The sequence below is a fragment of the Rhizobium sp. BK212 genome (assembly GCF_014197475.1).
Classification (GTDB): Bacteria; Pseudomonadota; Alphaproteobacteria; order Rhizobiales; family Rhizobiaceae; genus Rhizobium; species Rhizobium anhuiense.
Genome location: NZ_JACIFS010000002.1, coordinates 312,148 through 325,669, shown reverse-complemented (window position 1 = coordinate 325,669; position 13,522 = coordinate 312,148). Strand labels below are relative to the sequence as shown.

Below are 13,522 nucleotides of genomic sequence, written 5' to 3'. Positions count from 1 at the left end.
GCCCGCGCCCTTTCGGGATCACTCGCTGCCGGAACATTGCCTGCGGATGACACGGTAGGTTCCGGTCTGACGTCCACAGCTGCCGATCGCCTGACGCTGGGCCTCACGGTTGTCGTAACCCCAGCCGGAGCCCCAGCCGCCGCGATGGCCGACGGCCACCGCGCTGCAGCCATTGCGGAACCAGATGGCGATCCGGCAGTCATCGGCGCTGCTGTCGCAATTGCGCCGGGCGACGCTTTCGGCGTCGCCGCGATTGTCATTGGCATTGGACCAACCCAGAGTGCCCGTTGATGGCGAATAGGCGATGGCACCGTAGCTGTCTGCAAGTGCCGGGCCGGTGCCGGCGAGGGCAGTCAAAACCGCAATCGATGCAGAAATCCGTTTCATGAAATGCTCCCGCCCCGGAACCGGTGAATGTCGTCCGGGACGAATTATTCGGAGCCTGCGGGAGAATGTCAGCGGCCTAAGTCACTGGCGATCGCCTCCGGGGCCGCAAGAGGGGTGGTTGTCCGCATATTTCTTGGCCGGCCATCTTTTCCTGCGGCTTCTGCTGGTTAAGGTACTCCCCGCAACCGGATCCTTCCCATGTCGCTTCGCCTCGCCACCTTCAATGTCGAAAATCTCCTGACCCGTTTCGATTTCACCGGCTTCCGCAATCAGCTGCGCCAGGACCGCGTCATCAAGCTTTTCCAAGTGTCGAGCGAGGGCGTCTACCAGCAACTCGAGCAGGCTCGGGTGATCGCTGCGACCGACGACACGCGGCAGATGACGGCGCTCGCGATCGCCGACGCGGATGCCGATATCCTCTGCCTGCAGGAAATCGACAACATGGCGGCTCTTCAGGCCTTTGAATACGGCTATCTCTTCCGCATGGTCGGAAACGGCTACCGGCAGAAATATCTGGTCGAGGGCAATGACAGCCGCGGCATCGATGTCGCGGTGCTGATGCGCGAGGAAACGCGCGACGGCCAGAAGATCGAGCTCAGGGACATCCGCAGCCATGCAATGACGACCTATCGCGATCTCGATCTGTTCGACGAGGAACTGGGGCTCACCAACCGCATCGACGACAAGATCTTCAAGCGCGATTGCCTGGAGCTCGACCTTCTGATCGGCGGCCGGCCGTTTTCGCTCTATGTCGTGCATTTCAAGTCGATGGGCAATCCGCGCGACGGGCTGGACGGGCGGCAATCGACCATGCCGATCCGCCGTGCCGAGGCGCGCGCGGTGCGCCGCATCATCGAGGATCGTTTCGGTGCGGATCACACAGGCACCAAAAGCTTCGCCATCTGCGGCGACATGAATGATTATCAGGAGCGCGTCGACGTCATCGGCCGGCGGGGCGCCGGCTATCGTTTCGAGCATCAGGACGAGGCCGAAAGCGCGCTCGACGTTTTCAGCCGTGACGGCTTTGTCGAAAACGTCGTACGCCGCCGCCCTGCGCTGGACCGCTGGACGCTCTATCATGCGCGCGGGCCGCAAGAGCAGTGGCTCTGCCAGCTCGACTATCTCTGGCTTTCACCAGCGCTCGCCGCCCATAATGCCGGTCGCCTGCCCGAAATCATCCGCGGCGGCCAGCCCTACCGCACCATCTTCCCGCCAGGGCAGGAGGTGGAGCGTTATCCGCGCACCGGCTGGGACAGGCCGAAGGCGTCCGATCATTGCCCCGTCGTCATGACACTGGACCTTCCCTGAAAGCGAACATGAAAACGAATTTGAACATGAATTTCACCAACGCCAATTTCTCCGATGATTTCGCCGGCTGGCCGCCGTCGGCGACGGTCTTCCCGATTGCCGGCGTGGATCTGCGCGTCCTGCCCGGCCCCCATCCCCTCGTCGCCGCCGAAGAAGCGGCGATTCGAGAGAACTGGGCACGCGAGACCGCTGCCAACCCGGCGCTGTTCGACGGGCGCATGGTGTTCCAGCGACTGATATCGCTCAGCGAAGACGGGATTGTGGGCGAGGGCCATGTCATTCCCTTTTCCGCGTTCATGTGGTGGCGCCGGCAGCCGCAGCGTCAGGGCGGCATTCACGTCTTCGCCTATCCGGTGCTGGAAAGCTCCGACGGCGCGCTGGTGGCGATCCGCATGGGCGCCCATACCGCCAATCCCGGCCAGGTCTATTTCGCCGCCGGTTCGCTCGAACCGGAGGATATCGTCGACAACAGCTGCGACATCGAGGCAAACATGCGCCGCGAGGTCCACGAAGAGACCGGGCTCGATCTTGCCGATGCCGCCGCGGGGCAGGGGCTGTTCGCCACCCATAACAAACGCACGGTAACGCTGCTGCGGCTCTTCCGCTTCGAGATGACGGCCGACGAGATGATCGAGCAGATCGAGCGCCACATGCTGGTCGCCGACGACCAGGAGATCGCGGGCGCCGTGGCCATCCGCTCGGCTGATCCCTCGGCCTATCCCTATAACATCGCCATGCTGCCGGTGATCGACTGGTATTTCGGCAAGGCCGGCGCATAGGCGATCAGTTCGTCCGCGTCACGCCACACCAATCAGCCCTCATCCAGAGGTGCTCCGGAAGGGGCCTCGAAGGAAGAGGGCGGTGGTTCGTGCCTCCCATGAGATTCGAAGCCGGTGCCTGGAACCGTATTGCGCGACGCTTCAGGATATTATTTGGGGATCCTGTTATAGAAGGACTGGGGATCGTAGACGCATTCGTAGTCGAGAAGGCAAAGCTTGCCGTTGGCATCCCTTACCCTGGCGGTGTCGTACTTGTCGCCCAGATTGCACCTGGCCGGCGGATAACGGAAGCTGCGGCCGCCAAAGCCCATGCGCACAAAAACCGCCTTGTCCTTCCTGATGATCTGCGCAAGCTCCTCGCAGCTGTGATCCCGGGCATTGACCTCCACCGCCTCGACGGCAAGGGCTGCGGACGGAAACAACAATGCGACGGCTAGAACAGTGCTTTTCATGGAAACTCCTGCATGTGAGAAAGAGGCGGCTGGCGCAATCAGAGTGTTAGAGCGTCCTTTGTGCGTCCGAAAACACGAACGGTGCTCTAGGGGAAGTTATAGGGCGAGGCCGGGTCGAAGACGCAGGCATAGTCGAGAATGCACTGTTTCCCCTTAGCATCGCGAAAACTGGTCGTGCTGCGTTTGTCGCCCATGCTGCATTGGGCGGGCGGATAGCGGAAGCTGCGGCCGCCAAAGCCGACCCGGACAAAGACCTTTTTATTCTGACGGATGATCTGCGCAAGCTCGCCGCAGCTGTGATCGCCCGCTTTGACCTCCGTTGCACCGGCGGCAAAGGCCGGCAAGGGCAGAGACAAGGCGACGGCCAAAATAACGCTTCTCATGCACCCCTCCCGTCTGTGAGAGAGAGATAGGGCGCGCGGTTCGCGGCGGCCAGCCTTGACGGCAAGACGAACCATGCCGCCGGCGTCCACAACGGTTTCCGGCAGGCCGGAAAACCCGGCCTGAATTCAGAAACATCAATCTTTTCAAGAGATTTGGTGGGTGATGTAGGGCTCGAACCTACGACCCGCTGATTAAGAGTCAGCTGCTCTACCAACTGAGCTAATCACCCGTTCGCGCTTGGCTGCGCGGTGTGACGGGGCGTATAAACAGGATCGGCAGGCTTGTCCAGCGCATAGGCGAAATTTCTTTGGTTAATCGCGAAGATTTTTCGGCATGGCCGAAATGCAGCGCATAACCCCGAAAATCGGAAGCGATTTTCGGAAAGGATTATGCGCCGATTCAAAGTGATAGGGCGCGTCCTGTCGGACGCGCGGCGCTCCGGTGAAATCAGAGGTCGAGCGTGCCGCTGGCCAGCCGCACCGCCTGGCCGCCGATGCGCGCGTTGGAGATCGTCCCGCCGTCGACATCGATATGCAGGTGGATAAAGGATGGCCGGTCCATCTCGACGCCCTGCTCGATCATGATCGGATGATGTCCGTCCGTCAGCCGGTCGAAATGGTGGATCGCTCCGGAGAGCGCCGCCGCTGCCGAGCCGGTAGCCGGGTCTTCGACGATGCCCATGCCGCTTGCAAACATGCGCGCATGGAACTTCGCCACGTGGTTGACGCCGCCGCGACAATAGACATAGGCCGAGGCGAGCGCACCGTCGACGAAAGGCACGATCTTTTCCCAGAGCTGCGGATCGAATTCCACCCGCTGCGCAGCTCCGACATCGTGCACCGGAATGAGCAGGAAGGGGACACCGGCGCTCCAGACCGATGGGACATGATTTTCGAAGCCGATTTCGGTCACCTTCAGCGACAGCGCATCGGCAATGCCGAGCTTGTCGAGCGGCATGATGGCCGGCTGCGACTTGCGCGGCAGGTCAAATTCGGCAAAGCTCGCTTCGCCCTCCCTCAGCCGCACCGCGCAGCGCACCGGCCCGACATTTTCCTCGAGTACCGAGACGAGATCGCGGGTCGTCGCGCCATGCGCCCGCTCGGCCAGCGCCACCGCCGTGCCGACCGTCGGATGGCCGGCAAAGGGCAGCTCGCGCCCCGGTGTGAATATCCTCAGCCGCGCTGCATAGGCGGGGTTGCTCGAAGGCTGCACGAACACCGTCTCGGAGAGATTAAGCTCCCGGGTGATCGCCTGCATCGCCTCGTCGCTGAGATCGTCTCCGTCGAAGATCACCGCCAGCGGGTTGCCCGCAAGCTTTCGATCGGTGAACACGTCATAGACGCTGTAGCTTCGCGCCACATCAGCCTCCTTGAATCGTCATCGCGCCGCCAACCTGCCCGACCAAGCGGTCGAGTGCAAGGCGCTAGCGCATCGGCCCGAAAATCGGAATCGATTTTCGGAAAGCACGATGCGTAAATTCAAGGTGTTAGAGCGTCCATTATGCGTTCGAAAGCACGCATGGCGCTTTAAGTCGGCCTGGAGCGCCGCGACAATCGCTTTCGATTTTCGGGCAGCGCTTTGGCAGGAGCAGGCATGACTGCCCCATTCGGCATCGATGACGAGGTCAAGAAAAAGGCCGGGCGAAACTCGCACCGACCTTCCTCGATCAGTCTCGATAACGGCTGCCAGTACATCCGTGGTCAGCCGTTAGAGACAGATGTGATATCCCTTAAGTAGGGTTTGCTTAATAATCTTCAAGAGCCCACAGCGGTCAGGAAGCCGGCATCGGGCCGGCTTCCTTTGGCCGAGCAGCGGTTACTGCTGAGCAGGGGCAGCCGGCGGGGTGGCCGGTGCCGGTGCCGGTGCGGGCGTTGCGCTGTTGTCGGTCGGAGCGATCGGCTTGGCCGGCGCCGGCTCGGATTGGGTCGTGGAGGCTGTCGTATCCGGCGATGTGCCGGGGGTGCTCCACTGCGAATAGGCGAATGCAGCGACAGCGATCACGGCCAATGCAGCGACCCAGACAACCCACGTATTATTGTTGCGCGCGCTCGGCGTGGTGCGCAGATCCAAATTTGGGTTCAGGGGGCGGTTGGGGTCGTTGGCATTATTGGGGTCGTACGTCATGGTACTTTCTCCTCTTTCGGTGACAGAGGAATGCCGAAGTGGGCATTTTGTTCCGTTCTGGGCCGAAGCGCCTGTGTTGATTGAGTTTTCGTCCTCTTCATTCTTGTCCCGGAGGACGAGATGCCGGCCGATCGGGTGCCCTGCGAACAGCAGCCGCCGCGACCCAATGCCCTTGACATGGCGGGGGCACTTTTGCATGCTTTTCCCATGGGGTCGCGATCACCCCACGAGGCGTCATGCTGAAGAATCGCGTCCAACAGAACCGATCAACGGAGGGACGCGTCATGCCGTCATTTCTCGAAATTTCTCCCGACAAGCTCAGCCGCCTCATCGGAACTCCCGGTGCGCCTTGCATTATCGACGTTCGCACGAAGGAGGACTTCGGGCTCGATCCGCGCCTGGTGCCGGGCTCGATCCGGCGCGACCATACCGAGGTCGCGTCCTGGGCCGGCAGCGTCGATGCCGATTCCGTCGTCGTGGTCTGCCAGAAGGGCAGCAAGCTCAGCCATGGCGTTGCAGCCTACCTGCGCCATGCCGGTATCGATACCGAGAGCCTCGAGGGCGGCTTCGAAGCCTGGATCGCAGGCGGACCGGCGGTCCCTTGGGAAAAGCTGCCGCGCCGCGACGCGGAGGGACGGACTGTCTGGGTAACGCGCGCGCGGCCGAAGATCGACCGCATCGCCTGCCCCTGGCTGATCCGGCGCTTCGTCGATCCGAGCGCTGTCTTCCTGTTCGTGCCGGCGCCGGAGGTTGTCGCAGTCGGAGAACGCTTTGGGGCGGCGCCCTTCGATATCGAAGATGTGTTCTGGAGCCACCGCGGCGAATTCTGCACTTTTGACGTCATGGTCGAGGAGTTCGGACTGGCGTCGGAACCGCTTCTGCGCCTGGCGCGGATCGTCAGGGCGGCGGATACCGCAAGGCCCGACCTCGCGCCCGAGGCGCCTGGCTTGCTTGCGGCGTCGCTCGGCCTCTCCAGGATGTATTCCGACGATCTGGAGCAGCTGGAAGCCGGGATGCTGCTCTACGACGCCTTCTTCCGCTGGTGCCGGGATGCGACCGAGGAAACCCACAACTGGCCAGCGCCGAAGAAGAGGGCATGAGATGGCCGAGATGACGGATGCTGCATCCGGCGGCAAAATGGCGGGGGAGGACGCGAATGGGGCGCATCATCACGGCGTCTCGTTTGGTGACGCCTTCAGGGTGTGGCTGCGCGTCGCCGCCCTGAGCTTCGGCGGTCCCGCCGGCCAGATCGCCGTCATGCACCGGATCATTGTCGACGAGAAGCGATGGATCGGCGAGCATCGTTTTCTGCATGCGCTGAATTATTGCATGCTGCTTCCCGGACCTGAGGCGCAGCAGCTCGCCGTCTATATCGGCTGGCTGATGCACCGGACAGCGGGTGGTCTCGTCGCCGGCTTGCTGTTCGTGCTGCCGGGGTTTCTATCGATCCTCTGTCTCAGCTATATCTATGCGGCTTACGGCAACGTCGCCATCGTCGCCGGTCTGTTTTTCGGGCTGAAGGCGGCGGTGCTCGCCGTCGTCGTGCAGGCCGTCATCCGTATCGGCAGCCGCGCGCTGAGGAATAACGTCATGGTTGCTATTGCGGCCGCGGCCTTTATCGCCATCTTCTTTCTCCATATGCCATTCCCGCTGATCGTGCTCGCGGCCGGCATCGCCGGCTTTGTCGGCGGCAGGTTCGGGCTTGCCGCCTTCCGGACGGGCGGCGGCCACAAGGCCGGAAGCGGCCCGGTGCTGTCGGATGCCGAATCCGCGCTCGGCGAGGGCATACCGGCGCATGCGCGCCCCAATCTTGCCTGGTCGCTGCGCATGTCGGCCGCGCTGCTCGCCCTCTGGCTCGCTCCGCTCGCCGTGCTCTACGCAACCTTCGGTGCCGACAGTGTCTTTACCCAAATCGGCCTGTTCTTCAGCAAGATGGCGGTTGTCACCTTCGGCGGCGCCTATGCCGTGTTGGCCTATGTCGCGCAGGAGGCCGTGCAGCATTTCGGCTGGCTGAAACCCGGCGAGATGCTGGATGGTCTCGGCATGGCCGAGACGACGCCGGGGCCGCTGATCATGGTCGTGCAGTTCGTCGGTTTCATGGGCGCCTACCGCGATCCCGGAGCACTGAACCCGATGCTTGCTGCCACGCTTGCGGCGATGCTGACGACGTGGGTCACCTTCGTGCCCTGTTTCCTCTGGATCTTCCTCGGCGCGCCCTTCATCGAGAAACTGCGCGGCAACATCGCGCTTGCCGGCGCGATGTCGGCCATAACGGCGGCGGTCGTCGGGGTCATTCTCAACCTCGCCATCTGGTTTGCCCTGCACACGCTGTTTGCCGAGGTTGCGACCGTCGGCCTTGGCGGCTTGCGGCTCGATATCCCCGTGCTGCAATCGGCGATGCCGGCGGCAATGGCGCTGTCGGCCGCTGCTGCCGTCGCCATCTTCCGCTTCAAGGCTTCCGTGATCGCGACGCTGCTCGCCTGTGCAGCCGCAGGGATGATCTGGACGCTGGCGGTGAACTAGAGCCGTGCGTCCTTTCGGACGCACAAAGGACGCTCCAATACTTCAGACCTCCGCATCGTGCGGGCCGATCCGCTAGACTAGGCTTCCGCCCCATCCGTGGGAATGCGCGTCGCGAGCATCTTGTCGATGCGCATGCCGTCCATGTCGAGCACTTCGAAGCGCCAGCCGTCGAAGAGAAAGGTTTCGCCGGCTTCGGGGATGTGCTGGAGCTGATGCAGCGCGAAGCCCGCAAGCGTATGGAAATCGGCATCCGGACGATCGCGCAGGCCCAGCCGTTCGAAGGCGTCGAAGGCCGGCATCATCGCATCGATCAAGAGCGAGCCGTCTTCCCTGACGACGATATCGGGCTCTTCATCGGATCCCGGCAGGTCGCCGGCGATGGCTTCGAGCAGATCGGTCTGGGTGACGATGCCCTCGAGGCTGCCATATTCGTCGATGACGATGGCGAGGCGAACGGGCGAGGCCTTGAAACTGTCGAGCACGCGGACGACCGAGGTGCCCTCATGCAGCACCAGCGGCTGCTTAATCACCTCCATTGGCCGGATCTTGCCGCCGTCGAGAACCTGGTCGAGGAGGTCCTTCTTTAACACCATGCCGATCGGTTCGTCGATCGAGCCACGCGCGACCAGCAACTGCTCATGGCCGCATTCGCGGATGGTCTTCAGGATCTCGGCGTCGCTGTCGTCGGCGTCGAACCATTCGATATCGAGACGCGGGGTCATGATGTCGGAGATCGGTCTGTCGCCGATGTTGAACACCCGCTCGACCAGTTGCTGCTGCACCTGGTTGAGAAGGCCGGCCTCCTGGCTCTCGGCGACCAGCAGCTTGAGCTCCTGCGGCGAATGGAACGACGATTCGCCGGTTCCGGCGCGAAGACCCACACCGCGCAGCACGAGGTTGCCCATGCCGTTCAGGGCAAAAATCGCCGGCTTGAACAGCACGAGGAAGAACCCGAGCGGACGCACCACAGCAAGCGAGGTGGCCTCGCTGCGCTGAAGCGCCAGGCTTTTCGGCGCGAGCTCGCCGAGCACGATGTGCAGCGCCGTGATGATGACGAAGGCAATGACGATGGCGACGGTATGCGCGCCTGTCGCCGCCCATTGCCCGGGCAGCCAGGACAGCAGAGGCTCGATCAGGTGCGCAAGCGCCGGCTCGCCGACCCAGCCAAGGGCGAGCGACGAAATGGTGATGCCGAGCTGAGTGGCTGCGAGGTTGGCATCGAGATTGTCGACGGCGTGCTGAAGTGCGGAGGCATTCATGCGGCCTGCCGCGGCAAGTTCCGTGACACGGCTGCGCCGCACCGACACCAGTGCGAATTCGGCGGCGACGAAGAAGCCATTGGCGGCCACGAGAAGCAACACGGCTAGTATCCCGACATAGTCGAAGAGCCCGCCCGCGGATTCGGACATGTTTCCCTACCTCTGAATTGATGCGAGTCCGAAACTACACGCTCGGACAGAGGTAGCAAGGCGCAGCCGCATTCTTGCTGCACGCGATGTGGATGTCGGGTTGCCGTCATCGGGTGACCGCTGCCGCGTCACCTCTTCGGTGCTTCGAAGAGTTCGATCGGGTTTCCGGCCGGGTCTTCGAGGAGGATTTGCTTGCCGCCCATGCCCTGCACGATCTCGTTGCGAAAACGCGCGCCGGCCTGGCGCAGCGTGGCGACTTCGGCTTCCAGATCCGCGACTTCGATCTGGATGCGATTCCATCCGCCGGGCTCGGGCTTTCGTCCGTCTGGCATCGCCTGAGACGCTCCGCCCGGTCCCGTCACGCCGCTGACGAGCAGACGAAAGCCGTCCCTGGTGAGGATGGCGAAGCTGGGCGCGGGATGAAGCGCGATCGAGAAGCCGAGATGTCTCGTGTAAAATTCCAACGCGACGTCGACGTCGTCGACGATATAGCGCACGCTGATGCCGGGCATGATTTCCTCCACTGTCTCTAGAGCGATCCCGCACGACAGTCCGACGGCGCCAAGCGCTCGTTCGGAGGCAGGGACACGCTGCATTATTTGAATCTGCGCCCAATTCTTCCGAAAATCGAATCCGATCTTCGGGGCTACGTGGCGATCGCGCCGGCTCGGGTAAAACGGCTTTTCGGCACAGTGTATAAGACTAACCTAAAATATTAGCCGCAACCCACAGCCATCGGATTCTATTACGAAAATTTAATTTAGATTTCAGTTTCAGTTCATCTTCTCGGCCCTAGTTTGTTCCCGTGCCCAACACGAGGAACCCGACATGAAAAAGATTTTTGCAGCTCTTCTTTCCGCCTCCTTTCTTCTGTCTCCGATGATTGTCTCCCAGGCCAGTGCTGACGATTATCGCCGTCCGCCTATCGTGCAGAAGCGGGTGATCGTTGAGAAGAAGGTCATCCGGCCGCATTGGAAAAAGGGATACCGCGTCAATGCCAGCGAGCGTCGCCGGTTCTCCGATGTCAACGACTACCGCCGCTATCGGCTGGCGCCTCCGCCGCGCGGTTATCGCTGGGTCCGCGCTGACAACGACTACCTGCTGATCGGCGTCACCAGCGGCATCATCTCCAGCATCATTACCGTCCGTTGATCGCAGATGGATGAGGAAAGAGGGCGGATTTGGCTGCCCTCTTTCTGACTTTGAGGCGGGCAAGCGACACCGTCTCGATCAGCATCGTTGCTCTTTCTGGTCTCGCCACGGGGCTCCCGTGTTCTGATCGGCTCCGCCCGCTAACCCCACCCTCCGTCCTGCTCGGCCTTGAGCCGAGCATCCACACCGCATCCATTAGCAGTAGTGGTATGGGTCCCAGGCTCAAGGCCTGGGATGACGGAGAGTGGGGTTGGCGTTCGCGCCAAACTCGACTTGGTCTACGGAGGATGGGGTGGCGTTCACGCCACATTCGCCGTCGGCTTGGAGGACACCGCGGCGGTCGTCACCGCTTTAGTCCTGCCGGCGCAAGGGCATCACGTGTTCGGCGATGAGGCCGAGCAATCCCCTGGTTTTGCGCGGCGTCTCGTCCGCAGCCTCATGCGTCAGCGGATGCAGCCCCTCGATCGGTGGCAAGGGATCGCATTCCTGGCAGATGCAGCGGTAGGATTTGATCGCCGTCGCTTTCATGCTGCCTGCCGGCTCCAACTGGCGAAGGGATCAGGCAGTTTGCGCCAGCGCTCCGGTGCAAACACCGTGGTGTCGACCAGACAGGCGTCGAGTTCCTTCCTGATCCAGGCTTCGTCCATCGGATCGGCGCCGATGAAGACGATTTCCTGGCGGCGGTCGCCCCAGACCGGGTCGAGATAGCGGCCGATGGCGCGCATGAAGCCTGGCTCTTCGGGCCATTGTTCGCGGGGTACGGCCGCCCACCAGAGACCCATTTTGCCGGTGCGGACGATCGCGCCCGCCTGGCTGATCTCGCCGACATGATGCGGCCGGGTCGCCAGCCAGAAGAAGCCCTTGGCGCGCACCACGCCCGGCCAGCTTCTGTCGAGGAAGGCTTGCAGCTTTGCCGGATGGAAGGGCCGTTTTTCGCGATAGACGAAGGAGCGGATGCCGTATTCCTCGGTCTCCGGCACGTGATCGCGGAAGCCGTGCAGCTCCTTGTACCAGAGCGGATGGGTCTCGGCCTTGTCGATGTCGAAGCGGCCGGTGCCGAGCATTTCGTTCAGCGCCACCCTGCCGAAATCCGCCTCGATCAGCTTGGCATCGGGGTTGAGGCCGGTGACGATCTTGCGGGCGGCGTCGCGCTCTTCCTCGCTGGCCGTGCCGACCTTGTTCAGCACCACGACATCGGCGAATTCGATCTGCTCGACCAGCAGGTCGACGATGGTCCTGTTGTCGCCGTCACCCGCCGTTTCGCCGCGGTCGGCGAGGAAATCGGCTGAGGCATAATCGGCAAGCAGGTTGGCGGCGTCGACGACGGTCACCATGGTGTCGAGCCTTGCGACGTCGGAAAGGCTTTGGCCGTTCTCATCTCGAAATTCGAAGGTGGTGGCGACGGGCAGGGGCTCGGCAATGCCGGTGGATTCGATCAGGAGGTAATCGAAGCGGCCCTGGTCGGCGAGCTGGCGCACTTCCTTCAACAGGTCGTCGCGCAGTGTGCAGCAGATGCAGCCGTTGGTCATTTCGACAAGCTGCTCCTCGGTGCGGGAGAGATTGGCGCCGCCGTCGCGCACCAGCGCCGCGTCGATATTCACCTCGCTCATGTCGTTGACGATGACGGCGACGCGCAAACCTTCGCGATTGGCGAGCACATGGTTGAGCAGCGTCGTCTTGCCGGCGCCGAGGAAGCCTGAAAGCACGGTGACGGGAAGTCTATTGTCCATGGGAACCTCATCGAATTATTAATGTTATATCATTACATGGATTGCGCTGAAAAAAGGCGGAACGGGGGTGTCCGCCTTCTTCCGCTTCAGCTTTCTCCAAAACGTCGCGTGTCCGGCAGGACGCGCAGCGCGGCGCATGACAATCATGCGCCGGAGAGGCAGCCCTTCATGCTGTTGGCGATGCCGCGCATGAGGGTGAAGTAGAGATCGGGGCCGGCCTTCAGCGTCGCCGCTTCGGGGTCGAGCACGCCCGATTTGGCGTGCGTGCCTTCGATGACCACATCGACGAGGCGCGGTTCGAACTGCGGCTCGGCAAAGACGCAGGTGGCGCCGAGTTGCCCGACCTTGCTGTGGATTTCCGAAACACGCTCGGCGCCGGGAATGGTTTCCGGGCTGACGGTGATCGAGCCGGCGACCCGGATGCCGTAGCGATGCTCGAAATACTGGTAGGCATCGTGGAAGACGATGAAGGGCTTGTCCTTGACGGGAGCGACAATGCCCTTGATCTCGGTATCCAACGCATCCAGCTTGTCGTCGAGAGCCTTGGCGTTGCCCTGATAGGTCAGCGCATTGGCGGGATCGGCGGCGACCAGCGTCGTGGTGATCATGGCGGCCATCGCCTTGGCATTCATCGGGTCAAGCCAGAGATGGGTGTCGAAGGCGCCGTGGTCGTGGTGATCGTCGGCAGCATGCGCGGCTTCGGCATCATGATGTTCGCCACCGGAGGCAGTGTCGTGCTCGTCGCCGTCATCGTGCGCTTCGAAGGCGCCGCCCTCGCGGAAGGGCAGCTTGACGAGGCCGGGCGCTTCATCGAGCGCGGCGATGCTGGCATCCCGGCCGAGCGCCTGCAGCGGCTTTTCGAGAAAGGCCTCGAGGCCGGGACCGACCCAGAAAATCACCTTGGCGTCCTGCAAAGCGCGGGCATTCGACGGCTTCAGACTGTAGGTGTGCGGGGAGGCGGCGCCGTCGACGATCAGTTCCGGTTCGCCGACGCCCTGCATGATCGCCGAAACCAGCGAATGGATCGGCTTGATCGAGGTGACGACGACAGGCGCATCGGCGGCCCGCATCGTTCCGGCAAAGAGCAAGGCGGGGATTGCGACGCCCATGATTGCGAGAGCCGGTATTTTGAAGGCCAAGACTTTGAGAAATGGCCCCAGGGCACGTTGCATCAGTGTGCTTCCCTTGAATTACAATTGTTATGTTATTACATCAATTGCGTTATGCTATAACGTGTGCAATAGCAGGACGCAACAGCACTTTCGGAAAATTTG

General features: G+C 62.3%; 15 protein-coding genes and 1 tRNA gene. 5 read left to right on the top strand and 11 right to left on the bottom strand.

The features are described 5' to 3' along the window. Positions 1 to 18: 18 nt before the first annotated feature. Positions 19 to 387: a DUF4189 domain-containing protein gene (locus tag FHT79_RS06645; protein ID WP_183903110.1), complete on the bottom strand. Its 369-nt coding sequence runs from the start codon at positions 385 to 387 to the stop codon at positions 19 to 21. Between the two features lie 198 nt (positions 388 to 585). Between FHT79_RS06645 and FHT79_RS06640 the strand changes: the two genes are divergently transcribed. Next, on the top strand, positions 586 to 1,695 hold the full coding sequence (locus tag FHT79_RS06640; RefSeq protein ID WP_183903109.1) for an endonuclease/exonuclease/phosphatase family protein: 1,110 nt from the start codon (positions 586 to 588) through the stop codon (positions 1,693 to 1,695). A gap of 8 nt (positions 1,696 to 1,703) precedes the next feature. After that, positions 1,704 to 2,474, top strand: coding sequence for an NUDIX hydrolase (locus tag FHT79_RS06635; protein ID WP_183903108.1), 771 nt, complete (start codon positions 1,704 to 1,706; stop codon positions 2,472 to 2,474). Positions 2,475 to 2,623: 149 nt separating this feature from the next. On the opposite strand, the gene FHT79_RS06630 is transcribed toward FHT79_RS06635, so the two are convergent. The 5 genes from FHT79_RS06630 to FHT79_RS06610 all read right to left on the bottom strand — a co-directional run bounded on the left by FHT79_RS06630 (position 2,624) and on the right by FHT79_RS06610 (position 5,434). After that, positions 2,624 to 2,926 (bottom strand): hypothetical protein, encoded by a 303-nt coding sequence (locus tag FHT79_RS06630; RefSeq protein ID WP_097594224.1) that lies wholly within the window; start codon positions 2,924 to 2,926, stop codon positions 2,624 to 2,626. Between the two features lie 86 nt (positions 2,927 to 3,012). Next, complete coding sequence (locus FHT79_RS06625; RefSeq protein ID WP_183903107.1) at positions 3,013 to 3,309, bottom strand: hypothetical protein; 297 nt, start codon at positions 3,307 to 3,309, stop codon at positions 3,013 to 3,015. A gap of 154 nt (positions 3,310 to 3,463) precedes the next feature. Further along, a tRNA-Lys gene (locus FHT79_RS06620) sits at positions 3,464 to 3,539 on the bottom strand. Positions 3,540 to 3,757: 218 nt separating this feature from the next. After that, positions 3,758 to 4,669 carry a PhzF family phenazine biosynthesis protein gene (locus FHT79_RS06615; protein WP_183903106.1) on the bottom strand — a complete coding sequence of 304 codons (912 nt, stop codon included), beginning with the start codon at positions 4,667 to 4,669 and terminating at the stop codon, positions 3,758 to 3,760. 456 nt (positions 4,670 to 5,125) lie between these two features. Then, positions 5,126 to 5,434, bottom strand: a complete 309-nt coding sequence (locus tag FHT79_RS06610; RefSeq protein WP_047610744.1) for a hypothetical protein — start codon at positions 5,432 to 5,434, stop codon at positions 5,126 to 5,128. 284 nt (positions 5,435 to 5,718) lie between these two features. On the opposite strand from FHT79_RS06610, the gene FHT79_RS06605 reads away from it, so the two are divergent. After that, on the top strand, positions 5,719 to 6,534 hold the full coding sequence (locus FHT79_RS06605) for a sulfurtransferase/chromate resistance protein (RefSeq protein ID WP_183903105.1): 816 nt from the start codon (positions 5,719 to 5,721) through the stop codon (positions 6,532 to 6,534). Position 6,535: 1 nt separating this feature from the next. After that, entirely contained in the window at positions 6,536 to 7,957 is a 1,422-nt protein-coding gene (chrA, locus tag FHT79_RS06600; protein ID WP_183903104.1) for a chromate efflux transporter, read from the top strand. Positions 7,958 to 8,034: 77 nt separating this feature from the next. Here chrA and FHT79_RS06595 read toward each other — a convergent pair whose 3' ends face one another. Together FHT79_RS06595 and FHT79_RS06590 are read right to left on the bottom strand one after the other, a co-directional pair. Next, a complete protein-coding gene (locus FHT79_RS06595) occupies positions 8,035 to 9,366 on the bottom strand; it encodes a hemolysin family protein (RefSeq protein ID WP_183903103.1) in 1,332 nt (443 codons plus the stop codon). 128 nt (positions 9,367 to 9,494) lie between these two features. Beyond that, positions 9,495 to 9,878 (bottom strand): VOC family protein, encoded by a 384-nt coding sequence (locus FHT79_RS06590; RefSeq protein ID WP_047611743.1) that lies wholly within the window; start codon positions 9,876 to 9,878, stop codon positions 9,495 to 9,497. 316 nt (positions 9,879 to 10,194) lie between these two features. On the opposite strand from FHT79_RS06590, the gene FHT79_RS06585 reads away from it, so the two are divergent. After that, a complete protein-coding gene (locus tag FHT79_RS06585; protein ID WP_183903102.1) occupies positions 10,195 to 10,518 on the top strand; it encodes an RcnB family protein in 324 nt (107 codons plus the stop codon). Positions 10,519 to 10,869: 351 nt separating this feature from the next. Here FHT79_RS06585 and FHT79_RS06580 read toward each other — a convergent pair whose 3' ends face one another. The 3 genes from FHT79_RS06580 to FHT79_RS06570 all read right to left on the bottom strand — a co-directional run bounded on the left by FHT79_RS06580 (position 10,870) and on the right by FHT79_RS06570 (position 13,420). After that, positions 10,870 to 11,046: a hypothetical protein gene (locus FHT79_RS06580; RefSeq protein WP_168334074.1), complete on the bottom strand. Its 177-nt coding sequence runs from the start codon at positions 11,044 to 11,046 to the stop codon at positions 10,870 to 10,872. Continuing rightward, entirely contained in the window at positions 11,043 to 12,248 is a 1,206-nt protein-coding gene (gene zigA / locus FHT79_RS06575) for a zinc metallochaperone GTPase ZigA (RefSeq protein ID WP_183903101.1), read from the bottom strand. The genes FHT79_RS06580 and zigA overlap by 4 nt, the downstream gene beginning before the upstream one ends. A gap of 143 nt (positions 12,249 to 12,391) precedes the next feature. Continuing rightward, a complete protein-coding gene (locus tag FHT79_RS06570; protein ID WP_183903100.1) occupies positions 12,392 to 13,420 on the bottom strand; it encodes a zinc ABC transporter substrate-binding protein in 1,029 nt (342 codons plus the stop codon). Positions 13,421 to 13,522 lie beyond the last annotated feature (102 nt).

Bases quoted from the DNA above. Each gene is read 5' to 3' on its own strand.
- FHT79_RS06645 (WP_183903110.1), bottom strand. From the start codon at position 387: ATGAAACGGATTTCTGCATCGATTGCGGTTTTGACTGCCCTCGCCGGC.
- FHT79_RS06640 (WP_183903109.1), top strand. From the start codon at position 586: ATGTCGCTTCGCCTCGCCACCTTCAATGTCGAAAATCTCCTGACCCGT.
- FHT79_RS06635 (WP_183903108.1), top strand. From the start codon at position 1,704: ATGAAAACGAATTTGAACATGAATTTCACCAACGCCAATTTCTCCGAT.
- FHT79_RS06630 (WP_097594224.1), bottom strand. From the start codon at position 2,926: ATGAAAAGCACTGTTCTAGCCGTCGCATTGTTGTTTCCGTCCGCAGCC.
- FHT79_RS06625 (WP_183903107.1), bottom strand. From the start codon at position 3,309: ATGAGAAGCGTTATTTTGGCCGTCGCCTTGTCTCTGCCCTTGCCGGCC.
- FHT79_RS06610 (WP_047610744.1), bottom strand. From the start codon at position 5,434: ATGACGTACGACCCCAATAATGCCAACGACCCCAACCGCCCCCTGAAC.
- FHT79_RS06605 (WP_183903105.1), top strand. From the start codon at position 5,719: ATGCCGTCATTTCTCGAAATTTCTCCCGACAAGCTCAGCCGCCTCATC.
- chrA (WP_183903104.1), top strand. From the start codon at position 6,536: ATGGCCGAGATGACGGATGCTGCATCCGGCGGCAAAATGGCGGGGGAG.
- FHT79_RS06595 (WP_183903103.1), bottom strand. From the start codon at position 9,366: ATGTCCGAATCCGCGGGCGGGCTCTTCGACTATGTCGGGATACTAGCC.
- FHT79_RS06590 (WP_047611743.1), bottom strand. From the start codon at position 9,878: ATGCCCGGCATCAGCGTGCGCTATATCGTCGACGACGTCGACGTCGCG.
- FHT79_RS06585 (WP_183903102.1), top strand. From the start codon at position 10,195: ATGAAAAAGATTTTTGCAGCTCTTCTTTCCGCCTCCTTTCTTCTGTCT.
- FHT79_RS06580 (WP_168334074.1), bottom strand. From the start codon at position 11,046: ATGAAAGCGACGGCGATCAAATCCTACCGCTGCATCTGCCAGGAATGC.
- zigA (WP_183903101.1), bottom strand. From the start codon at position 12,248: ATGGACAATAGACTTCCCGTCACCGTGCTTTCAGGCTTCCTCGGCGCC.
- FHT79_RS06570 (WP_183903100.1), bottom strand. From the start codon at position 13,420: ATGCAACGTGCCCTGGGGCCATTTCTCAAAGTCTTGGCCTTCAAAATA.